The sequence below is a fragment of the Pseudomonas sp. SJZ131 genome, from assembly GCF_007828705.1.
In the GTDB taxonomy this organism is placed as follows: domain Bacteria; phylum Pseudomonadota; class Gammaproteobacteria; order Pseudomonadales; family Pseudomonadaceae; genus Aquipseudomonas; species Aquipseudomonas prosekii.
In genome coordinates this window covers 44123-65871 of record NZ_VIVC01000003.1, presented here as the reverse complement: position 1 = coordinate 65871, position 21749 = coordinate 44123, and the positions used below count along the sequence as shown (strand labels likewise).

General features: G+C 59.3%; 16 protein-coding genes and 1 tRNA gene. 4 read left to right on the top strand and 13 right to left on the bottom strand.

All coding sequences use genetic code 11. The features are described 5' to 3' along the window. Positions 1-5 precede the first annotated feature (5 nt). Together FBY12_RS14470 and FBY12_RS14465 are read right to left on the bottom strand one after the other, a co-directional pair. Positions 6-1688 carry an NAD(P)/FAD-dependent oxidoreductase gene (locus tag FBY12_RS14470; RefSeq protein ID WP_145253391.1) on the bottom strand — a complete coding sequence of 561 codons (1683 nt, stop codon included), beginning with the start codon at positions 1686-1688 and terminating at the stop codon, positions 6-8. Positions 1689-2040: 352 nt separating this feature from the next. Then, positions 2041-2502, bottom strand: a complete 462-nt coding sequence (locus tag FBY12_RS14465; protein WP_008067391.1) for an Lrp/AsnC family transcriptional regulator — start codon at positions 2500-2502, stop codon at positions 2041-2043. Positions 2503-2685: 183 nt separating this feature from the next. On the opposite strand from FBY12_RS14465, the gene FBY12_RS14460 reads away from it, so the two are divergent. Beyond that, positions 2686-5070 (top strand): glucose/quinate/shikimate family membrane-bound PQQ-dependent dehydrogenase, encoded by a 2385-nt coding sequence (locus FBY12_RS14460; protein WP_145253389.1) that lies wholly within the window; start codon positions 2686-2688, stop codon positions 5068-5070. Between the two features lie 153 nt (positions 5071-5223). On the opposite strand, the gene FBY12_RS14455 is transcribed toward FBY12_RS14460, so the two are convergent. The 7 genes from FBY12_RS14455 to rpsU form a co-directional block, all read right to left on the bottom strand. Next, positions 5224-5664, bottom strand: coding sequence for a DNA-binding transcriptional regulator (locus tag FBY12_RS14455; RefSeq protein WP_145253387.1), 441 nt, complete (start codon positions 5662-5664; stop codon positions 5224-5226). Positions 5665-5668: 4 nt separating this feature from the next. Next, on the bottom strand, positions 5669-5989 hold the full coding sequence (locus tag FBY12_RS14450; RefSeq protein ID WP_145253385.1) for a DUF4258 domain-containing protein: 321 nt from the start codon (positions 5987-5989) through the stop codon (positions 5669-5671). Between the two features lie 153 nt (positions 5990-6142). After that, a tRNA-Ile gene (locus FBY12_RS14445) sits at positions 6143-6219 on the bottom strand. A 15-nt stretch (positions 6220-6234) separates the two neighbouring features. Then, the gene (locus tag FBY12_RS14440; RefSeq protein ID WP_145253383.1) at positions 6235-9981 is read right to left on the bottom strand and encodes a bifunctional diguanylate cyclase/phosphodiesterase; all 3747 of its coding nucleotides are present in this window, start codon (positions 9979-9981) and stop codon (positions 6235-6237) included. 122 nt (positions 9982-10103) lie between these two features. Beyond that, positions 10104-11954: an RNA polymerase sigma factor RpoD gene (gene rpoD / locus FBY12_RS14435; RefSeq protein ID WP_092277246.1), complete on the bottom strand. Its 1851-nt coding sequence runs from the start codon at positions 11952-11954 to the stop codon at positions 10104-10106. 67 nt (positions 11955-12021) lie between these two features. Beyond that, positions 12022-13998 carry a DNA primase gene (dnaG, locus tag FBY12_RS14430; RefSeq protein ID WP_145253381.1) on the bottom strand — a complete coding sequence of 659 codons (1977 nt, stop codon included), beginning with the start codon at positions 13996-13998 and terminating at the stop codon, positions 12022-12024. 482 nt (positions 13999-14480) lie between these two features. Then, positions 14481-14696, bottom strand: a complete 216-nt coding sequence (rpsU, locus tag FBY12_RS14425; protein WP_002551877.1) for a 30S ribosomal protein S21 — start codon at positions 14694-14696, stop codon at positions 14481-14483. Positions 14697-14895: 199 nt separating this feature from the next. On the opposite strand from rpsU, the gene tsaD reads away from it, so the two are divergent. After that, positions 14896-15921, top strand: coding sequence for a tRNA (adenosine(37)-N6)-threonylcarbamoyltransferase complex transferase subunit TsaD (gene tsaD / locus FBY12_RS14420; RefSeq protein ID WP_145253378.1), 1026 nt, complete (start codon positions 14896-14898; stop codon positions 15919-15921). A 35-nt stretch (positions 15922-15956) separates the two neighbouring features. Here tsaD and plsY read toward each other — a convergent pair whose 3' ends face one another. Further along, complete coding sequence (plsY, locus tag FBY12_RS14415) at positions 15957-16526, bottom strand: glycerol-3-phosphate 1-O-acyltransferase PlsY (RefSeq protein ID WP_121732491.1); 570 nt, start codon at positions 16524-16526, stop codon at positions 15957-15959. A gap of 74 nt (positions 16527-16600) precedes the next feature. Here plsY and folB point away from each other — a divergent pair, with 74 nt between their 5' ends. Together folB and folK are read left to right on the top strand one after the other, a co-directional pair. Continuing rightward, positions 16601-16957 carry a dihydroneopterin aldolase gene (gene folB / locus FBY12_RS14410; protein ID WP_008051601.1) on the top strand — a complete coding sequence of 119 codons (357 nt, stop codon included), beginning with the start codon at positions 16601-16603 and terminating at the stop codon, positions 16955-16957. Further along, entirely contained in the window at positions 16948-17466 is a 519-nt protein-coding gene (gene folK / locus FBY12_RS14405) for a 2-amino-4-hydroxy-6-hydroxymethyldihydropteridine diphosphokinase (RefSeq protein WP_092277261.1), read from the top strand. Before folB ends, folK begins: the two co-directional genes overlap by 10 nt. An 85-nt stretch (positions 17467-17551) precedes the next feature. Here folK and FBY12_RS14400 read toward each other — a convergent pair whose 3' ends face one another. The 3 genes from FBY12_RS14400 to FBY12_RS14390 form a co-directional block, all read right to left on the bottom strand. Then, entirely contained in the window at positions 17552-18778 is a 1227-nt protein-coding gene (locus FBY12_RS14400) for a multifunctional CCA addition/repair protein (RefSeq protein ID WP_145253376.1), read from the bottom strand. Between the two features lie 63 nt (positions 18779-18841). Further along, positions 18842-20404: a SpoVR family protein gene (locus tag FBY12_RS14395; RefSeq protein ID WP_145253374.1), complete on the bottom strand. Its 1563-nt coding sequence runs from the start codon at positions 20402-20404 to the stop codon at positions 18842-18844. After that, positions 20401-21672 carry a YeaH/YhbH family protein gene (locus tag FBY12_RS14390; protein WP_092277269.1) on the bottom strand — a complete coding sequence of 424 codons (1272 nt, stop codon included), beginning with the start codon at positions 21670-21672 and terminating at the stop codon, positions 20401-20403. The genes FBY12_RS14395 and FBY12_RS14390 overlap by 4 nt, the downstream gene beginning before the upstream one ends. Between the last annotated feature and the right edge of the window lie 77 nt (positions 21673-21749).

Genomic DNA, 21749 nt, shown 5'->3' with positions numbered 1-21749 from the left:
TCCTCTTACTCGGGCAGGGCGATGGGCCCGATTTCGTTGAACACATCTCCTGGACCCGGGTTCTCGGCGTGAGTTTCACCGCCGAAGTGTTTCATGATGCCCCACACCGCGTTGAGCGAGGTCTGCACCGCGCCTTCGACCCACGCCGGGGTCCACGAAACGTCGTCGCCGGCGATGAAAATCCCGCGTTGCTCGGCTGGCATGTCGTCCTGCATGAAGTGCGCGTACATGCGCTGGTTGTAGCGGTAATGGCCGGGCAGGGCGCCTTTGAACGCGCCGAGGAAGTGCGGATCGGATTCCCAGGAAACGGTGATCGGGTCGCCAATGATCCGCGCGGCGATATCGACTTTCGGGTAGATCTTTTTCAACGAGTCCAGCGCCAATCTCACGCGCTTTTCCACCGGATGCGGGAGCATTTTCAGCGCGTCACTCATCCACGAGTACGACAGGCAAATCACCCCGGGCTTGTCGTCGCCGTTGTCGAACAGATAAGTGCCACGAGTCAGGCGATCGGTGAGGGTCATGCTCATCAGGTCGCGGCCGGTTTCCGGATCCTTGTCCTTCCAGAACGGGCGGTCGACCATCACGAAGGTTTTTGATGACGGCATGTAACGGGTGCGGTCGAGGGCCATCCACATCTTTTGCGAGAACAGGGTTTCATCGCATTCGATCTGCGTGGTCAGCAACCAGCTCTGGCAGGTGGTCAGTACCGCAGCGTATTCGCGGCTGTCGCCATAGTTGTCGGTGACGGTGAAACGGCCGTTCTCGGCGTGGGCGATTTTCTTCACGCCCGAGCGCGGCGCGCCTCGGTGTAGCGAGCTGAGGCTGGTGCCCTGCGGCCAATGCACGCAGCGTTCCGGCACATGGCGCCAGATGCCCAGCGGCACTTGCTCGACGCCACCGACGACCAGATGCTGATGGTCGTCGCAGTTGGTCATCACCACGCGGAAGATTTCCAGCATCGAGTTGGGGAAGTCCGAATCCCAGCCGCCGGTCCCGAAACCGACTTGGCCAAACACTTCGCGGTGATGGAACGACAACTTGGCGAAGGCTTTCGAGGTCGCGACAAAGTCGTAGAACGTGCGGTCATCCCACAGCGGCACCAAGGTGTTCCACAGTTCTTTGAGGCGTGGCACGTCACGGTCGCGGATCGCTTGCTGGATCTCTTTGTAACGCGAGCCGTCCTCTAGCGCGTCCGCCCAGGCGTCAGCCACTTCCTGAAACAGTGCAGGAAGATCCGCCAGGCTTTGTGCGTAATGAGTCTTGCCTTCGAGGTCGATCACCGTGCTGCCGGACGCCGGGGTCAGCGGGTTGGGGAACGGTTTGGTTTCGAGGCCGAGTTTGTCGACGTAGTGATAAAACGCCGTGGAAGACACCGGAAAACGCATGCCGCCGAGCTCGGCAACGATGCCTTCCGCGCCATTGAACGCTTGCGAACGCAGGCGACCGCCCATTTTCGAGGCTTCGTAGACGACCGGTTTCAGGCCCAGTTTCATCAGCTCGTAAGCCGCGACCAGACCGGCGATGCCGCCACCAACGATAGCCACTTCGGCGCCGTGGTTGTGCTCGGGAATGCTGCCGAGGCCGGCCGGGTGTTCGATCCAGTCGTCGAACGCGAACGGAAAGTCCGGGCCGAAAATTGTGATCGGTTTCTTACCGTCTGCAGGATGGCGATTGTTCTTGTTCATGGCTGACCTTGCTGGCGACCCGACGCGGAATGCGCGTCTGAGTATAGGAAAAGATGCCAGCCATTCTAGAGAGCGCAGAACACGTTAATAAGACGCAATGTGTCGTCGTTTTGATAATCAGCTGTGCTTTATGACGAGTGATTTATGCGATCTGTCAGTAAACAGTCTTTAACATCATCGTTTGCTGACAAACCGCGATCGCGAGCAGGCTCACTCCTACAAGGGCTGATCCACATATCGCTGTGGGAGCAGAGAAGGCTCACTCCTGCAAGGGCTGATCACACAACCCTGTGGGAGCCGAGCTTGCTCGCGATGAGGCCCGCCCAGCCGCTGCAAAACCTCGCAGCCAAACCTAAACCGGCTGCCCCCGATCAATCTTGCTGCTCAAGATTATCGACGTCGTGGTCTTCTCGACCCCATCCACGCTGCCGATCTGATCCAGCAACTGATCCAGCTGCTCCGGCGAATCAGTGCGCAACCACGCCACATAATCAAACTCGCCACTCACCGCACACAGTTGCTGCACCTGCGCCATCGCGCTCAAACGCCGCAACACTTCTTTGCCGGAACGCGGTTGCACGGTAATCCCGACATATGCCTGCAACCCGCCATCAACCACGCGTTGCCCCAGACGCACGCCGTAACCGGTGATCACCCGCGCCTTTTCCAACCGTGCCAATCGCGACGTGACGGTGGTGCGCGCAATACCCAGTTGCCGCGCCAGCATGGCGACACTTTCGCGGGCGTTGATCTGCAGGGCGGCGATCAACTGGCGGTCAATTTCGTCTAGCACGGGCGGGCGAGTGTCGGGCAAGGGGGCGGCTCCAGCGGCATGAAAATCAGTGGTCAGCATGTTACAGCCACATCCTGCAGTGCGCTCGCGGCGGTTGATCGATCATGTTTTGTACCGTTCAGAACATTTTGCCTGCGACAAATTGTCATAAGTAACTAGGTAGTACATAATTTTGCGCTTGTCACACATTGGAAAACTTTCGACATGAGTAATTCTGGAGCTGCCGCCGGCAGCAAATGGTTGCTGTTGGGGCTCGGCGTCCTGATCGCGTTGATCGGGCTGGGCCTGGCCGGTGGCGGTGCTTACCTGGCAACGTTGGGCGGCAGTTGGTACTTTTTGCTGATGGGTCTGGCGATGTTCGCTTCCGGGCTGCTGATTGCCCGGCGCCAGCCGCAAGGCGCCTGGCTGTATGGCGTAGCGCTGATCCTGACGGCGATCTGGGCGGTGTGGGACAGCGGTTTGGATTATTGGCCGCTGGTGTCGCGGGTACTGACTTTTGCTGTGATCGGCCTGGTCGTTGCGCTGATTTATCCGACGCTGGTTCGCGCTTCCGGCGCCACCGCAGGGCGCGGTGCGTACGGTTTGGCGGGCATTCTGGGGGTCGGCGTAGTCGCGACGCTGGCCTACATGTTCGTGCCGACCCACGTGGTCAAGGCCAGCAGCGAACCTGCGGTGACTCCGGTAAAACCGGGCACCGAGCAAAAGGATTGGGCGCATTGGGGCAACACCACGGCCGGCAACCGCTTCGCCGCGCTGGACCAGATCAACAAAGGCAACATCGACAAATTGCAGGTCGCCTGGACTTTCCAGACCGGCGACATTCCGCAAAGCACCGGCGCTGGCGCTGAAGATCAGAACACCCCGCTGCAAATCGGCGACACGGTCTACACCTGCACCGCGTACGGCAAAGTTTTCGCGCTCGACGCCGATACCGGCGCCCAGCGCTGGAAATTCGACCCGCAAGGCACCGCGCCCAACTGGCAGCGCTGCCGTGGTTTGGGTTATTCCGAGACGCCGGCGCCGGCGCCGACGCCGACATCAACGCCTGCCTCGTCGGAAACTCAACCCACAGCCTGTGCGAAACGTCTGTTTCTGCCGACCGGTGATGCGCGTCTGATCGCGATCAATGCCGATACCGGCAAGCCGTGCGAAGACTTCGGCGACAAAGGCACGGTCGATCTGAAAACCGACATGGGCGAAGTCAAACCCGGTTACTTCCAGCAAACCTCGACGCCGCTGGTGGCGGGTGACGTAGTGATCGTGGGTGGGCGCGTCGCGGACAACTACTCGACCGGCGAACCGCCAGGCGTCGTCCGCGCGTATGACGTGCGCAGCGGTGAACTGGTGTGGGCCTGGGATCCGGGCAATCCGAACATCACGAAACGTCCGCCGCCCGGTGAGACGTACACCCGAGGCACACCGAACGTCTGGTCGGCGATGTCCTACGACGCCCAACTCGGCCTCGTTTATTTGCCAACCGGCAACGCGACGCCGGACTTTTTCGGCGGCCAACGCACCGAATTCGACGATAAGTGGAACTCGTCCATCGTCGCCATCGACGTGAAAACCGGTCAGGTGCGCTGGCACTTCCAGACCACTCACCATGACCTCTGGGACTTCGACCTGCCGGCGCAACCGCTGCTTTACGACGTGCCGGACGACAAGGGCGGCACCCAGCCAGCCTTGGCGCAAGTGACCAAGCAGGGCGAAATCTTCCTGCTCAATCGCGAAACCGGCGTGCCGATCGCCAAGGTTGAAGAACGCCCGGTGCCACAGGGCAACGTGCCCGGCGAACGCTACTCGCCAACCCAGCCGTTCTCGGTCGACATGCCGTCGATCGGCAACAAAACCCTGACCGAATCCGACATGTGGGGCGCCACGCCGTTTGACCAATTGATGTGCCGCATTCAGTTCAAAGGCATGCGCCACGAAGGCGTCTACACGCCGCCGGGCCTGGACCGCGCGCTGCAATTCCCGGGCTCGCTGGGCGGGATGAACTGGGGCAGCGTGTCGGTCGATCCGAACACTAACTACATGTTCGTCAACGACATGCGCCTGGGCCTGGCCAACTACATGATCCCGCGCGACAAGATTGCCGCCGGGGCCAGCGGCATCGAAATGGGCGTCGTGCCGCAGGAAGGCACGCCGTTCGGTGCGATGCGCGAACGCTTCCTTTCGGCGGCCGGCATTCCTTGCCAGAAACCACCTTTCGGCACCATGTCCGCCATCGACCTGAAGACCCACAAACTGATGTGGCAAGTCCCGGTTGGCACCGTGCAAGACACCGGCCCGCTGGGTATTCGCATGCATTTGCCGATCCCGATCGGCATGCCGACACTCGGCGCTTCGCTCGCGACGCAGTCCGGGTTGCTGTTCTTCGCCGGTACTCAGGATTTCTACCTGCGTGCGTTCGATACCGGCAACGGCAACGAAATCTGGAAATCGCGTCTGCCGGTAGGCAGTCAGTCCGGGCCGATGACCTACGTTTCGCCGAAGACCGGCAAGCAATACATCCTGCTGACCGTGGGCGGCGCGCGACAGTCGCCGGACCGCGGGGATTACGTGATTGCGTATGCGTTGCCTGAGTAAGGGGTGATTTGCAGTGGGGAAAAAAGCCGCGCAATTGCGCGGTTTTTTTATGGCTTTCCAGTTAGGTTTCAGCCGCCGATCACGTACTTATGCCAATACACGACCATAAAAAAGCCCGGCATTGGCCGGGCGTCAATTGGAAAGCGCTAAGCACTACGCGCATGAGCGGTCGTAGTTGTGCCATTCGCCTTCGAATTCCAGGTTCAATTTGTACAGATCATGGTCCAGCTTGTTGATGGTATTGATAGCTGCCATCAAATCCGCTCCGCCAGTTTTTGACTCCAGATAAAGTCCTCGCAAGTAGCGGTCGTTCACCAACGGAATTTTGTCGGTTTTCTCCCAAATCGCAACGGCCTGGCTGGTCAAACCAACAATCTCCGCGAGACTTTCCTGGGACAGTCCAAGCTCTTTCCTCAAGAACCTGAACTCAGCGCCTGTCAGCACCGAAGATTTTGCCGCAATAACCTTGCCGATAACGTCGTGTAAGCCCTTTACATCAGTGATTGCGATGGACTCGCCATAGGCGGTCTGTTTCACCACGAAGCCGTTGCTGAGCCATACATTTGGCAGCCCGCTTTCCACGTAGTGGTACATAATTTCACCCCTTCTTTTTAATCGTGGTCACTATGACAAGGAATGTCCCCTCGTCGTCGACATCGATTGCGCCAACAATCTCGAGTGGTGAGCCTGCTCTGAACCAGGAAATCGTAAATCTCCAATCACCTCCCGGCTGCTGATATGGCCCCTCTCTGATAAGCCCTTTACCCAGACAGTCCATGACATCCGGCATGCTCACACCTCTCTCGATCATCCGTGCCTTGGCATGCGGGGAATAAAAGATGCGTTCCGACACTTGCGCAAGTGCTCGTATGATCTCGAGGGCTTTCTTCTGGGTCAGTGGAAAAGGAAGGAGGCTCATTGATTTTCTATAGTATTTATAGGTCGAGCCATCCTAGAGTTCAAGGCTGGATTGTCAATTTCATGAGTGTTTCTGCAGATTACTACTCAGCAGCGCCCGAAAACCCCAAACCCCAGACACGAAAAAGCCGCGTAATCACGCGGCTTTTTTGTTTGGTGGGCCCACACGGACTTGAACCGTGGACCAAAGGATTATGAGTCCTCTGCTCTGACCAACTGAGCTATAGGCCCTCAGTAGGTCGCGGATTATAACGACGGTTTCTCTGCTGTGCTATCCGAAAAGTCTGAAACTGCGATACGAAGAAACGTCGCGGCGAATTCCTCGGGCGGCAGGGGCAGGCTGACGATGTAGCCCTGGATCTGTTCGCATCCTTCGGCGGCGAGGAATTGCTGTTGGGCCTGGGTTTCGACGCCCTCGGCGATGATGGTGAATTGCATGCTGCGGCCGAGCGCGATGATCGCCCGCACGATCGCCGCGTCGTGGGGATCATCCGGTAATCCGCGGACGAAAGACTGGTCGATCTTGAGGATGTCCAGCGGCAGGCGCTTGAGGTAGCTGAGGGACGAATAGCCAGTGCCGAAGTCGTCGATCGCCAGTTGCACGCCCAGATGTTTGAGTTGATGCAGCACCGCGAGTGCCTCTTCGGCCTGGCTCATGATGAAGTTTTCGGTAATTTCCAGTTGCAGAAAGCCGGGCTTGAGGCGGTTGTCCCGGAGCAGTTGTTCGATGCGGCCGAGCAGATTCGGCTGGCGCAATTGCGCGCCGGCGAGGTTGACCGACAGTGGGCCGAGGCTTTCATAGACCTGATTCCACTCGAACATCTGTCGGCACGCGGTCTCAAGCACCCAATCGCCGATCTGCAGAATCATGCCGTTTTCTTCGGCCAGCGGAATGAAGTGTTCCGGCGGCACGTCGCCGAACGTCGGGTGACGCCAGCGAATCAGCGCTTCGGCGCCGACCAGACGATGGTCGTCGAGGCTGATTTTCGGTTGGTAATACAGGTGCAGTTCGTTGCGTTCGATGGCGCGGCGCAGTTCGTGTTCCAGCGCCACACGTTCGCTGGCCTGGGCCGTGAGGTCGCGGGTGTAGCTTTCGACGCGGTTGCGGCCCTTGGCTTTGGAGCGGTACATCGCCGCGTCGGCATTTTTCACCAGCGTCGCAACGTCGCAACCGTCCTTGGGGTACAGGCTGCTGCCGATGCTCGCGCTGATGAAAAACTCGTGCTCGCCGGCCTGGAACGGCGCGGCAAAACAGTTGAGCAGTTTGTTCGCTATGTGGTCGGCGTCGGTGGCTTGCTGCAGACCCGGCAGCAGAATGATGAACTCATCGCCGCCCAGCCGCGCAACCGTGTCGATGTCGCGCAGTTGCTCCTTGAGGCGCACGGCGATGCCTTTGAGCAGCAGGTCGCCGACCGGGTGACCGAGGCTGTCGTTGATGTGTTTGAAGCGGTCGAGGTCAAGGAACAGCACGGCGCCCTGGCCGCCATTTTCCTGTTGGGTGTTCAACGCTGTGAGCAAGCGGCTTTCGAACAGCGTGCGGTTCGGCAGGCCGGTGAGCGGGTCGTGGTGCGCCTGATAATCGAGTTTGGCTTGCGCGTGTTTGAGGCTGGAGATGTCGGCGAACACCGCGACAAAGTGCGTGATGAACTGCTCGCGATTGCGCACCGCGCTGATCGTCAGCCAGCTCGGGTACAGCTCGCCGTTCTTGCGTCGATTGGAAATCTCGCCTTGCCAGTGACCTTCGTCAGTCAACTGATGCCACATCGCCGCGTAAAACGCGCTGTCGTGCAGCCCCGACGCAAGCAGGCGCGGGGTGTGGCCCAACGCTTCGCTTTCGCTGTAACCGGTGATTTCGGTGAAGGCACGATTGACCGCGCTGATGTGCTGCTGAGTGTCGGTGATCAACACGCCTTCCGCGGTGCTTTCGAACACGGTAGCGGCCTGTTGCAGTTTTTCCTGCATCAAGTGGCGTTCGGTTATGTCGCGGGCGATGGTCAGCATGCAATCTTCGTCGCCAATCGGCAGCGGCCGGCTCGACACTTCGCAGAGGCGAATCTGCCCATCGTTGCGGCGGATGTGGCAACTGAAATCGCGGACGAACCCATCGCGGTGCAGCAAGTCGAGCATCTGTTTGCGCTCGTTGAGATTGACCCAGATGCCCAGGTCCAGCGTCGAACGGTCCACCGACATCGCGCTGTTGAAGCCGGTAATCCGGCTGAACCCCTCGTTGACCTCCAGCAGCATGCCGTCGCTCTGCCGCGACAGCAGCAAGCCGTCAGGCGAGGCGTGGAAGGCTTTGGCGAACTTCTCTTCGGAGGTTTGCAGTTGTTGCTGGGTTTCCTTGAGCTGACTGATGTCGCGCACCACCACCACCAGCGCCGGGGTCTCATCGAGGTCGAACGGTTCGGCGGAAATCAGCCCGGTGAACACTTGGCCATTGTTGCGCCGAAAAGGCATCTCCAGGTTGCGAATGCTGCCAGCCTGCAAGCGTTGCAGCAGGCCGGGGCCGACGCCGGGAATGCCCCAGATGTTCAAATCGGTGGCGGTCTGGCCGATGACATCGCGGGCCTTGAGGCCGATCTGCTCTTCGAACGCTTCGTTGACCTCCAGCAAACAGCCGTCGGACAGGCGCGCAATCACCAGAATGTCCGGGCATTGCTGGAACACCGAGGCGAACTTCTGTTCCGACAGGCGCAGCGCTTCTTCGGTGCGTTTGGCGTCGCTGATGTCGATCATCAACCCGCGCAGCACTGGTTCGTGGCCATGCTCGATCAGGCTGACGATGTCGCGCACCCACAGGCAGCGGCCATCGGCGGTGATCACCCGATAATCGACGCTGTGATCGCGGCCGGCGAGGACTTCGTGATCGCAGTAGGTCTGGGCGCGGGTCAGGTCGGCGGGGTGGATGATGTTGCGCCAGAAGCCCGGAATCAGCCAATGCGATAGCGGATAACCGAGTAAATCTTCGGCGTGCGGCGACACATAGCTGTAGGTGAAATCGCTGATCCGCGCTTCCCAGGCAATCGCCGACAAGCTCTCGACCAGGCCGCGATAGTGATATTCGCTGCTGCGCAATTCCTGTTCGAGGTCGATGCGCCGGGCGATTTCCGAGCTCAAGCGCCGATTGATCCGAATCACCACCGCCAGCACGGTGACTAGAATCAGCAGGCCCGGCAGACCATAGACCAGCAAATCCGACCAGAACGTGCGGTGATCGAGGACGTTGCCGATCCAATGTTCCTGAATCGCGCTGATTTCGCTGGCGCTCATGTCCGCCAGCACTTTGTCGAGAATGCCCACGAGGATTTTGTTGTTGGGCGGCACGGCCATCGCCAGTTGATAGCGATAGGGCGTTTCGCCGCTGACGTAGAGACCGTCGAGCTTGAGTTGGCGCAGGCTCCAGACGCTGGAGGCAAGGTCGCCGACCACCGCGTCGACTTCATCGGTGGCCAGCGCTTGCAGCGCCGAACTGACGTTGGGCATCGCCACCAGATTCAGGTCCGGGTGATGCGTGCGCAGCAGTTCGTGCGGCGCATAGTTTTCCACCACGGCGATTTTCAGCCCGTACAGTTCTTCGATTTTGCGCGGCTGAGGGCCGCCGACGTGGGCGAGGATGACAATCGGGAAATCCAGGTAGGGACGGGTAAACGACAGGTAACTCTGGCGTTCGGGCGTCGACATGATGCCCGGCAGCAGGTCCAGTTTGCCCTGTTTGACTTGTTCCAGAACCACGGTCCAACTGACCGGTTCGATCGGTGTGAGTTTGATGTCCAGGCGCTGGCGAATGACGTTGATGTAGTCGGCCGCCAAGCCCTGATAACGGTTGTGTTCGTCGCGGAATTCGAACGGCGGCCACGACGCATCGACACCCAGGCGCAAGTCCGGGTGAGCCGCCAGCCAGCTACGTTCTTCGTCGGTCAGAGTCAGCGCGCCAGCCGTTGCGGTCCAGGTCATCAGCGACAGCAAAAAAAGCACGGTCGGCAGTCTGGGCATAACGGTCTCGTTATGGCTCGGGGGAATGTTTCGAGTGTAGACGGGCAATTCGGCGGGAGGGTAGTGCGGGGGATTTTATCTGTAAAAAGCAAAACCCCCGGCCTGGGCCGGGGGTTGTGTGATCACTCGTCGAGGAAGGAGCGCAAATGCTCGCTTCTCGTCGGGTGGCGCAGCTTGCGCAACGCCTTGGCTTCGATCTGACGAATCCGCTCACGGGTAACGTCGAACTGCTTACCAACCTCCTCGAGGGTGTGGTCGGTATTCATGTCGATACCGAAGCGCATGCGCAGAACCTTGGCTTCACGTGCTGTGAGGCCGGAGAGAACTTCGCGAGTCGCTTCTTTAAGGCTCTCAACGGTTGCAACATCGATTGGCGACTGCATGGTCGAGTCTTCGATGAAGTCACCCAGGTGGGAGTCTTCGTCATCACCGATCGGGGTTTCCATGGAGATCGGCTCTTTAGCGATCTTCAATACCTTGCGGATCTTGTCCTCAGGCATTTCCATGCGTTCGCCCAGCTCTTCCGGGGTCGGTTCGCGACCCATTTCCTGCAACATCTGCCGGGAAATACGGTTGAGCTTGTTGATCGTCTCGATCATGTGCACCGGAATACGGATGGTGCGGGCCTGGTCGGCGATCGAGCGAGTGATCGCCTGACGGATCCACCAGGTGGCATAAGTCGAGAATTTGTAGCCGCGGCGGTATTCGAACTTGTCTACCGCTTTCATCAAACCAATGTTGCCTTCCTGGATCAGATCGAGGAATTGCAAGCCACGGTTGGTGTACTTCTTGGCGATGGAGATCACCAGACGCAAGTTCGCTTCGACCATCTCTTTCTTCGCGCGGCGGGCCTTGGCCTCACCGATCGACATGCGACGGTTGATGTCCTTGATCTCGGCGATCGTCAAACCGGTTTCGGTTTGCAGCGCGATCAGCTTCTGCTGGCAACGCAGGATGTCCGGTTGCAGGCGACCAATCGCTTCGGCGTATTTGCCTTTGCCTTTGGCCAGGCCATCGGACCAGCTCTCGTCAACTTCATTGCCCGGGAACTGGCGCAGGAAGTCGGCACGCGGCATGCGCGCATCACGAACGCAAAGCTGCATGATCGCGCGCTCTTGCTGACGCAGACGATCCAGGGCACTGCGAACACGCTCGACCAGGCCTTCGAATTGCTTCGGCACCAGTTTGATCGGCATGAACAGCTCAGCCAGCAGCACCAGTTCGGCAATCGCCGCCTTGTTGCCGCGACCGTGCTTTTTCAGCGCCTTGCGGGTCACTTCCATCTGATCGGAGACAGCGCCAAAACGCTGTGCGGCGATAACAGGATCGGGACCGCTTTCGACTTCTTCTTCGTCGTCGGTGCTGGCTTCAGCTTCGTCTTCGTCGGTATCGTCTTCCGCTTTCACGGCTTTCGGATCGACTGGCGGCGGCACTTCGGCTGCAGGCGGCGCGATGCCGTCGTCCGGGTCGATATAACCGCTCAGAACGTCGGACAGGCGACCACCTTCGGTGGTGACGCGAGTGTATTCGGACAGAATGTGGTCAACCGTGCCAGGGAAGTGCGCAATTGCGCCCATCACTTCGCGGATGCCCTCTTCAATACGCTTGGCGATTTCAATTTCGCCTTCACGAGTGAGGAGCTCTACCGTACCCATTTCACGCATGTACATGCGCACTGGGTCGGTGGTGCGACCAATGTCGGTCTCGACCGCTGCCAACGCTGCTGCTGCCTCTTCGGCCGCGGCTTCGTCGGTATCGGCGTCGGCCAGCATAAGGGAATCCTTATCTGGCGCAACCTCGAATACGTTGATCCCCATGTCGTTGATCATGCGGATGATGTCTTCCACCTGTTCCGGATCTGAAATATCCTCCGGCAGGTGGTCGTTGACCTCCGCGTAAGTCAGGTAACCCTGCTCACGACCAAGTGTGATCAACTCTTTGATACGAGACTGCTGTTGCGCTTTTCCGGACATAACACCCTATCCACTGAAGGTCTTGGCGGGCAAAAAACAAGCCGAGGATTATACCTGAGCTATGACCTCACGCGCCAGTTGAGGTCGGGGTTGATACAGCCATATTGCGTTTTAATAGGTCGCGCATCTGATTTGCGATCTGATTTGCTTCCTCCGCGGTCAGTCCTGGCTGCCTTGCTTTTCTGATTAGTGCTTCCAGGCTATCCGTGTGTTGAGCGGCTGATAACCTAGTAATGGTGTCTAAAAACTGTTGTTCAAGGTTGTTGCCGTCAATCAACCATTCCTTTTCCGCCAGAGCCTTGAGCAATTTGCCCTGTTCGGTCCCGTGCCATCGGGCCATCAGCTGAATTGAGTTTAGCTTGGGATTTTTTTGTACGGCGCCGATCAGGGCCACCAGCAACTGCGCATACGTATTGCTTTCATTGGCGAAGTGGTCGGCGGTTTCTACCCGGCCGGCCAGGTCTGGATGATGAATCAGCGTACGTAAAGCGATCAGTGTTGGTGCTTCGACGGCGATCGGCGTGCGCGGGGCACTTGGTTGGTCGCGATCACCGCGCTTGCCGTTCTTGTCCCAGGGCTTTTTGTCCCACTTCTTGCCGCCGGCGCCGGGTTTCTTCGGTGTCCATTCCTGCTGCGGCGCGTAGGCGTCTTGCGCCTGCGGCTGATGGTAGTCGCTGTAATCTGGCATCGCGTCGTAATCGATGCCCGGATCGTAGGCGGGTGGCGCGTCTTGTGGAGCGCTGTGCACCAGTTGGCTCATCGCTTCGCCGGTCAGGCCGGTGATTTCGGTCAGACGCTGACGCATCAGGATGCGCAGGTTGGCGCCGGGGACTTTATCGATCAGCGGCGCCGCGAGGGTGGCCATGTGGGCCTTGCCTTCAAGCGAGCGCGGGTCCGATTCCTCGGTCAGTTGCTGGAAGAAATAATCTGCCAGCGGTTGTGCGTGTTGATTGATCCGCGCGCGAAACGCGTCAGTGCCTTCCGAGCGAACCAGCGTATCCGGGTCTTCGCCCTCGGGCAGAAACAGAAAGCGTGCGCGGCGCCCGTCCTGCAGGCACGGCAGCGTGGCTTCGAGTGCCCGCCATGCGGCGTTACGGCCCGCCTGGTCGCCGTCGAAACAGAACAGCACGTTAGGCACCACGCGAAACAGCCGCTTCAAGTGCTCTTCGCTGGTCGCGGTGCCCAGGGTTGCCACGGCGTTGCGCAAGCCTTGCTGGGCGAGGGCGATAACGTCCATGTAGCCTTCGACGACGATGATTTCATCGAGGTTGCGATTGTTCTTGCGCGCTTCATAGAGGCCGTAAAGCTCCTGGCCCTTATGGAATACCGGGGTTTCCGGTGAATTGAGGTATTTCGGTTTGTCGGCGCCCAGTACGCGGCCGCCGAAAGCGATGATGCGCCCGCGACTGTCGCGGATCGGGAACATCACGCGATCGCGGAAGCGGTCATAGCGTTTGCCGGTTTCGGCGTTCTCGATCAGCAGGCCGGCGTCGACCATGGCTTTTTGTTGCAGGGTGTCGCTGCTCAAGTGCTTGAACAGATTGTCCCAGCCGGGCGGGGCGAAACCGAGGCCGAAGTCGCGGGCGATTTCGCCGGTCAGGCCGCGGCCCTTCAAATAGTCCACGGCGGCTTTGCGCGCCGGGTGGCTTTTCAGCGCTTGCCGGTAAAAATCAGCGGCGGCGGTGAGCAGCGGGTACAGCGGCGAATCGGTCGGTTGCCGCGGTTTATGCGGGCGGCCGCTCTCTTCGCGGGGTATTTCCATGCCGGCGGCTTTGGCCAGTTCTTCGACGGCCTGGACGAAATCCAGGTTGTCGTGGTCCATCATGAAGCCGAGGGCGTTGCCGCCAGCGCCGCAACCGAAGCAGTAATAGAACTGTTTGTCGGGGCTTACGCTGAAGGACGGGGTTTTCTCTTTGTGAAACGGGCAGCAGGCAGTGTAGTTCTTGCCGGCTTTTTTCATTTGCAGGCGAGAGCTGACCACGTCGACGATGTCGGTACGGTTCAGAAGGTCGTCAATGAAGCTCTGGGGAATTAGCCCGGCCATGGCGTTCTCGTCATCTGCGCTGAAACGGATCCAAAACGAACGGCGAACAAACGCGGGTCACTGGATGAGGCACACGGGAATGTGGCTCGACCGGTGTCGTCTGCGTAATCGCTGTCGGGAAGTGTATCTGCCGAAAATCCACTGACGTTAGTACCAATCAGTATTCGACTGTTTGAAAGTATTGCGCTGAAATCCGCTGTGGCCAGTTGATGGCCCTCGGATCGCTCATAAGCGGGCACGCAAGAAGGTGCCTTGGGCTGATCGTCGTGAGAGGAATCAGTGGGTGTGCTCGTCAGTAGCCTTGGAAGGCTCGTCAGAAAAGACGTGCACCGCTGGCAAAAGAGCCAGGTCTGACGCTGTGAAGCAGATTTGTCTAAGTCGCGTCTGCGGCTTTGACGGTGAAGCATCAAGCGATTTCCGCAAATGCCATTAGCCCGGCTGAGGGCCGGGCTTGGCAGAAGCTTGCTACGAACGTCTGTGTATTAGTACAGACGAACGGCGCGGCGCTGTTCGCGCTGTACTTTCTTGGCGTGACGCTTAACAGCGGCTGCTGCTTTGCGCTTACGCTCAGAAGTTGGCTTCTCGTAAAATTCGCGGCTACGAACTTCAGCCAGTACACCGGCTTTTTCGCAGGAGCGCTTGAAACGACGCAGAGCTACGTCGAAGGGTTCGTTCTCTTTTACTTTGACGGCTGGCATCCAGAGCTACCTTCATTCATTACCGGGGTCAACATCCTCGCGGCAAAAGAGCACTTGAAGACGTCGGTTTTTAAGGGTTGCGGATGTTAACTCCTCATCGACCGGAATGCAAAGCCTCTGATCGAAAACCGCTAGTCGGGGCATCCCATGGCGACTATTATGCGCGCCTTCGAATTCAGCCTAAACAAGGCGCAAACCCATGCTAGTACTGGGATTAGAAACCTCCTGCGACGAAACCGGTGTCGCATTATATGACAGTGAACGCGGGCTGCTCGCCGACGCGCTGTTCAGCCAGATCGACCTGCATCGCGCCTATGGTGGCGTAGTGCCGGAGCTGGCCTCGCGTGACCACGTCAAACGCATGCTGCCCTTGATTCGTCAGGTGTTGGCCGAGGCTGACTGCGTGCCGACCGAGATCGACGCCATCGCCTATACCGCCGGTCCGGGCCTCGTCGGGGCGCTGCTGGTCGGCGCTTCCTGCGCTCAGGCGCTGGCGTTTGCCTGGGGTATTCCGGCGCTCGGCGTGCACCACATGGAAGGCCATTTGCTGGCGCCGATGCTGGAGTCGCAACCGCCGCAATTCCCGTTCGTCGCTTTGTTGGTGTCGGGTGGGCATACGCAGCTGGTTCAGGTCGACGGCATTGGCCAATACACGTTGTTGGGCGAGACCCTCGACGATGCCGCCGGCGAAGCGTTCGACAAGACTGCGAAGATGATGGGCCTGAATTATCCGGGCGGTCCGGAAATCGCGCGTCTGGCTGAACAGGGCGTCGCCGGGCGTTTCACTTTTCCGCGACCGATGTGCGATCGGCCGGGGCTGGCTTTCAGTTTCAGCGGTTTGAAAACCTTCGCGCTGAACACCTGGCAGCAGAGCGTCAGCGCCGGGGACGACAGCGAGCAAGCCCGTTGCGACATCGCGCTGGCGTTCCAGCAGGCCGTGGTGGAGACTTTGACCATCAAGTGCAAGCGCGCCCTGAAAGCGGCGGGCATGCGTCGTCTGGTGATTGCCGGCGGCGTCAGCGCCAACAAGGCATTGCGCACGTCGCTGGAAAAAATGCTCGGCGATATGCAGGGTGACGTGTTTTACGCGCGTCCCGAATTCTGCACCGACAACGGCGCGATGATTGCGTTTGCCGGTTGCCAGCGTTTGCAGGCCGGTCAGCACGAAAGCCTGGCGATCAGCGTGCAGGCACGCTGGCCGATGGAGCAATTGTCGGCGCTGTAACGACGAGCGAGATGAGCGGGGCTCATGGGCGGTATTTAAAAATGCCGTTCGCGCCCGGCAAACAGGTCGCGTAGATTGCCGCGATGACGCCAGACGATCAGCGCCGTGAGTGCGCTCATCGGCAGCAGCGCCGCCGGTTCCTGCCAGGCCAGCAGCGGCAGGGTCAGCGGCGTGGCGATCAGCGCCGCCAGTGAGCTGGTGCGGGTCAGGTAGAACGTCAGCAGCCACGCGCACACCGCCAACAGCGCGGCGGGCGGGTAGAGGCCCAGCAGCATGCCGGCGGCGGTGGCGACACCTTTGCCGCCGCGAAAGCGGAAGTACAGCGGGAACAGGTGACCGATCACGGCGCACACGCCAATCCAGGCCTGTTCTTGCACTGCAAGATCGGCAGCAGCGGCGATCAGCACCGGCACCAAGCCTTTGCACAAGTCGCCGAGCAAGGTCAGGACGGCGAGTTTTTTGCCGGCCAGACGCAACATGTTGGTGGCGCCGGCATTGCCCGAGCCACTCATTCGCGGATCCGGATGACCGGTCAGGCGGCTGAGCAAAATGGCGAAGGACAGCGAGCCGAGCAGGTAGGCGAAGGTCGCCAATAACCAAAACATGCTAACTATTCCGGGCGAGGACGCCCTGATTCTAACGGCGCAATGCGCCCTTGTCGTGCAGCGGAGAGAAGTGCTTGGACAGAGTGTTTATCGAGGGCCTGGAAGTCGACACCGTAATCGGTGCCTACGACTGGGAGCGCGGCATCCGCCAGTGCCTGCGACTTGATCTGAGCTTCGCTTGGGACAATCGCCCGGCAGCCGCGGGTGATGACCTGACCCTGGCGCTCGATTACGCGAGCGTTTCCTCGCGGATCCAGGCGTTCGCCGAGCAGGCGCAATTCCAGTTGGTCGAGACTTTTGCCGAACGTTTGGTGGAAGTGTTGATGAGCGAATTCAAAATCACCTGGATGCGCCTCAAGCTGACCAAACCCGGCGCGGTGCCGGCGGCCACGGGTGGCGTGGGCGTGGAGATCGAGCGCGGATGTCGCTGACTCAGGTTTACCTCGGGCTCGGGAGCAACATCGAGCGCGAAGCCCATTTGCAGGCAGGCCTGGAAGCGCTCGCGGGTTTTCTGGTGGATATTCGCTGCTCGGCGGTATTTGAAAGTCAGCCGGTGGGAATCAAAAGCGGTCCGTTCTTCAACTTCGTGGTCTCGGCGTACACCGATTTGCCGCTGATGGAGTTGGACCGTCGACTCAAATTCATCGAAGCGGACAACGGCCGTTATGCGCCGGACCGCAAGGGTTTGCCGCTGGATATCGACGTGTTGTTGTTCGGCGATCAGGTGGGCAACTTCGACGGTTTGATCCTGCCCCGCGCCGAAATTCTGAAAAACGCCTTTGTGCTGTGGCCGTTGTCGCTGATTGCGCCGGACCGAGTGCATCCGGGTGTAGGCAAAAGCTTCGCGACGTTGTGGGCCGAGGCGCAGATTGATCAGGTGTTGGCGCCGGTGGCGTTTGAGTGGCGTGGGCAGCAGCTGACCCCTTCAGATTTGCTTTGATGCGGATGACGCTTTCGCGGGCCAGCCTCGCTCCTACAGGGTTTAGCGCAGAACCTGTAGGAGCAAGGCTTGCCCGCGAAGCTTTTTAGGATGCCGCGTCCTTGTAGGCCTTCAACACCTTCAACCGCTCGCGCTTGATTGCCTCACCCAGCTCCGGCCCTTTGAAACCCTTCTCCAGCAACGGCTGAACCGCCACGCCGCGCGCAGCATTCGCCGCGCCGCGCAAATAATCCGCCTGTGGATAACTTCTTTGTTCCAGACCTTTGCGCCCGCGCGCATCCATCTCGCACGCGACCACAAATTCTTCGAACCGCTGCGGTCGCCGGTACACATCAAAACTCTGCAGCAAATCCAGCAGCGTTGACGCTTTCAGCTCCAGCGCGCGGTGGCCGTGGGTGTGATATTGGCCAACCAGCAAAGCCAATTCCTGACAATCCTTCGGCGCCTTGAAGCGTTCGTTGACCGCTTTGATCAGCTTCAGCCCCGTGTGTTCATGGGCAATATGCCGAGGCCAGTCTTTTTCCGGGGTCAGGCCTTTGCCGAGATCGTGCAGCAGGCAGGCCCAGCGCACGGTCAGCGGTTGCTTGTGCAGTGCCGCTTGCTCCAGCACGCTCAAAGTGTGCACGCCGGTATCGATTTCCGGGTGGTGCGCTTCGGGTTGCGGTACGCCGAACAGTGCATCGACTTCCGGCAGCAGCACCTTCAGCGCACCGCATTCACGCAAGACCTCGATAAACACCTGTGGCTGATCTTCCATTAGCGCGCGGGAGATTTCTTTCCAGCTGCGTTCCGCCGTCAATGCCTCCAATTCGCCGGAATCGCTGAGCTGGCGCATCAACTCCATGGTCTCCGGCGCGACTTTAAAATCGAGCCCGGCATAACGCGCGGCGAAGCGTGCAACGCGCAGGACCCGGAGCGGATCTTCTGCGAACGCGGGGGAAACGTGACGAAGCACGCGCGCTTCGAGATCGCGCTGGCCATGGTACGGATCGGTCAGATTCAGCTGATCGTCTTCGGCCATGGCGTTGATTGTCAGGTCGCGGCGAATCAGGTCTTCTTCGAGGGTGACTTCGGGGCTGGCATGAAAAACGAAGCCGCCGTAACCGCGACCGCTTTTGCGTTCGGTGCGGGCGAGGGCGTATTCGTCGCCGGTTTTCGGGTCAAGGAACACCGGGAAATCCGACCCGACCGGGCGATAGCCCAAAGCGAGCATTTCTTCGGCGGTCGCGCCAACCACCACCCGGTCAATGTCGGTGACCGGGATGCCCAGCAGGCGATCGCGTACGGCGCCGCCGACTTTATAAATCTGCATAAAAAACCTCCGTTAGCGCGACAGAATAACCGTTGCATCGCGCTTTCGGAGGCACAAACCCAATCAAAGATGAATGACGGCCAAGTCCAGCCGCCCGTAATCACCCTCGGCGTGTTCGCTTCTGGGCGGAACATGGTGGGTTTTCGTCACTTGGTCACCTTGCAGGGTTTCCAGATGAATGTCGAAGCCCCACAAGCGATGCAAGTGTTTGAGCACTTCTTCGGTGGACTCGCCCAGCGGTTTGCGATCGTGTTGCTGGTGGCGCAGGGTCAGCGAGCGATCACCGCGCCGGTCGATGCTGTAGATCTGCACGTTAGGTTCGCGATTGCCCAGGTTGTATTGCGCGGCCAGGGTTTCACGAATGGTCCGGTAGCCGGGTTCATCGTGAATGGCCGGGACCAGCAGATCATCCTTCTGGTCATCATCGAGGATGCTGAACAGCTTGAGGTCGCGAATCACCTGGGGCGACAGGTATTGCAGGATGAAGCTCTCATCCTTGAAGCTGCTCATGGCGAACTTGATGGTCGATAGCCAATCCGTGCCGGCAATGTCCGGGAACCAGCGGTAATCCTCTTCGGTCGGGTGCTCGCACATACGCCGGATGTCGCGGTACATGGCAAAACCCAGTGCGTAGGGGTTGATGCCGCTGTAGTAGGGGCTGTCGAAACCGGGCTGCATCACCACGCTGGTGTGCGAGGTGAGGAATTCCATCATGAAGCCGTCAGTCACCAGGCCTTCGTCGTACAAGTCGTTCATCAGCGTGTAGTGCCAGAACGTTGCCCAGCCTTCGTTCATCACCTGCGTCTGGCGTTGCGGGTAGAAATACTGCGCGATCTTGCGCACGATCCGCACAATTTCCCGCTGCCACGGCTCCAGCAGCGGCGCGTGTTTTTCGATGAAGTACAGGATGTTTTCCTGAGGTTCGGCGGGGAAGCGCGCATTGTCCTTGTCGCTGAACTTGTCCGCGCCCTTGGGAATCGTGCGCCACAGGTCGTTGATCTGTTTCTGCAGATGTTCTTCACGATCCTTCTGCCGCCGCCGCTCTTCCTCGGCGGAAATCGGATAAGGCCGTTTGTAACGGTCGACGCCGTAGTTCATCAAGGCGTGACAGGAATCGAGCAAGTCCTCCACCGCGTCGATGCCGTGGCGCTCCTCGCATTGCATGATGTACTGCTTGGCGAACACCAAATAATCGATGATCGAGCTGGCATCGGTCCAGGTGCGGAACAGGTAATTGCCCTTGAAGAAGCTGTTGTGGCCATAGCAGGCATGCGCCACGACCAGCGCCTGCATGCAGATGGTGTTTTCTTCCATCAAGTAGGCGATGCATGGATCGGAGTTGATCACGATCTCGTAGGCGAGGCCCATCTGACCGCGACTGTAGGATTTTTCGGTGCTGAGGAAGTGTTTGCCGTAGGACCAATGGTGATAGCCCAGCGGCATGCCGACAGAAGCGTAAGCGTCCATCATCTGTTCAGCGGTGATCACTTCAATCTGGTTGGGGTAGGTATCCAGGGCATAACGAGCCGCCAGACGACTGATTTCCTTGTCGTAGGCCTGGATCAGCTCGAACGTCCACTCGGAGCCGGTGGAAATGGGTTGGCGCTTCTGCTCTTTGGCGGTCATGTCACTAACCTGCGCTGGAAGAGTTCACGGAAGACCGGATAGATATCCCCGGCCGAGACCAATTGCTGCTGGGCAAAAGTGTCAGAAAAGGCGTCGGCAATGCGTTCGTACTCGAACCACAAGGCCTGATGTTCGCGTGGAGTGATTTCGACGTAAGTGTAGTACTGCACAAACGGCATGATCTGGTTGATCAGGATGTCGCGGCAGATTGGCGAGTCGTCGTTCCAGTTGTCGCCGTCGGAAGCCTGGGCGGCGTAAATGTTCCACTCATTGCTCGGATAACGCTCGGCCATGATTTCCTGCATCAGTTTCAATGCGCTGGAAACGATGGTGCCGCCGGTTTCCCGCGAGTAGAAAAATTCCTCTTCATCGACTTCGCGCGCACTGGTGTGGTGGCGAATGAATACCACATCGATTTTGTCGTAGTTACGTTTGAGGAACAGGTACAGCAGGATGAAGAAGCGTTTGGCGATGTCCTTGGTCGCCTGCGTCATTGATCCAGAGACGTCCATCAGGCAGAACATCACCGCTTTCGAGCTCGGATTGGGCTGCTTGATCAGCAAGTTGTATTTGAGGTCGAAGGTGTCGAGAAACGGCACGCGATGAATGCGCGCGCTGAGTTTTTCGATTTCGGCTTCGATTTCCTGAATATCACCAAAGTTGTCCGGCTCCTCTCTTTTGAGTCGGGCCAATTCTTCTTTGGCATCGCGCAGGCGCTTGCGGCTGCTGCCGGACAGGGCGATACGCCGCGCGTGGGCGGAACGCAAGGTGCGGATGATGTTGATCCGCGACGGATTGCCCTCGTTGCTGATGCCCGCGCGAACGGTTTTGAACGTGTCGGTGCCGGTCAGGTTGCGCTTGACCAGATTCGGCAGCTCCAGGTCCTCGAACATGAATTCGAGGAATTCTTCCTGGGTTATCTGGAAGACAAACTCGTCCATGCCTTCGCCGGAATTGCCGGCCTTGCCCGGACCTCGGCCGCCGCCGCCCCCCGGTGGCCGGGCGATGTGTTCGCCGCTGGTGAATTCCTTGTTGCCGGGGTGCACGACGGTCTGTTTGCCGCCGCGCCCATGGTGCAGCACCGGCTCGTCGATGTCGCGACCGGGGATGCTGATTTGTTCGCCATGCTCCATGTCCGTAATGGAGCGGCGGCTGACCGCCTCTTCGACAGCCTTTTTGATGTGATCACGGTAGCGCCGCAGAAACCGCTGGCGGTTCACCGTGCTCTTGTTTTTGCCATTGAGACGTCGGTCGATCACATAGCTCATAGGGCCCTCCGGGCAGCTTCAAGTTGTGAGCTGCAAGCTGCAAGTCGAAGCAGTCGCCCGGATAACAGGGCTAAGCG

Coding starts and splice junctions, on each gene's coding strand:
- FBY12_RS14470 (WP_145253391.1), bottom strand. CDS start 1,688: ATGAACAAGAACAATCGCCATCCTGCAGACGGTAAGAAACCGATCACA.
- FBY12_RS14460 (WP_145253389.1), top strand. CDS start 2,686: ATGAGTAATTCTGGAGCTGCCGCCGGCAGCAAATGGTTGCTGTTGGGG.
- FBY12_RS14455 (WP_145253387.1), bottom strand. CDS start 5,664: ATGTACCACTACGTGGAAAGCGGGCTGCCAAATGTATGGCTCAGCAAC.
- FBY12_RS14450 (WP_145253385.1), bottom strand. CDS start 5,989: ATGAGCCTCCTTCCTTTTCCACTGACCCAGAAGAAAGCCCTCGAGATC.
- FBY12_RS14440 (WP_145253383.1), bottom strand. CDS start 9,981: ATGCCCAGACTGCCGACCGTGCTTTTTTTGCTGTCGCTGATGACCTGG.
- rpoD (WP_092277246.1), bottom strand. CDS start 11,954: ATGTCCGGAAAAGCGCAACAGCAGTCTCGTATCAAAGAGTTGATCACA.
- dnaG (WP_145253381.1), bottom strand. CDS start 13,998: ATGGCCGGGCTAATTCCCCAGAGCTTCATTGACGACCTTCTGAACCGT.
- rpsU (WP_002551877.1), bottom strand. CDS start 14,696: ATGCCAGCCGTCAAAGTAAAAGAGAACGAACCCTTCGACGTAGCTCTG.
- tsaD (WP_145253378.1), top strand. CDS start 14,896: ATGCTAGTACTGGGATTAGAAACCTCCTGCGACGAAACCGGTGTCGCA.
- plsY (WP_121732491.1), bottom strand. CDS start 16,526: ATGTTTTGGTTATTGGCGACCTTCGCCTACCTGCTCGGCTCGCTGTCC.
- folK (WP_092277261.1), top strand. CDS start 16,948: ATGTCGCTGACTCAGGTTTACCTCGGGCTCGGGAGCAACATCGAGCGC.
- FBY12_RS14400 (WP_145253376.1), bottom strand. CDS start 18,778: ATGCAGATTTATAAAGTCGGCGGCGCCGTACGCGATCGCCTGCTGGGC.
- FBY12_RS14395 (WP_145253374.1), bottom strand. CDS start 20,404: ATGACCGCCAAAGAGCAGAAGCGCCAACCCATTTCCACCGGCTCCGAG.
- FBY12_RS14390 (WP_092277269.1), bottom strand. CDS start 21,672: ATGAGCTATGTGATCGACCGACGTCTCAATGGCAAAAACAAGAGCACG.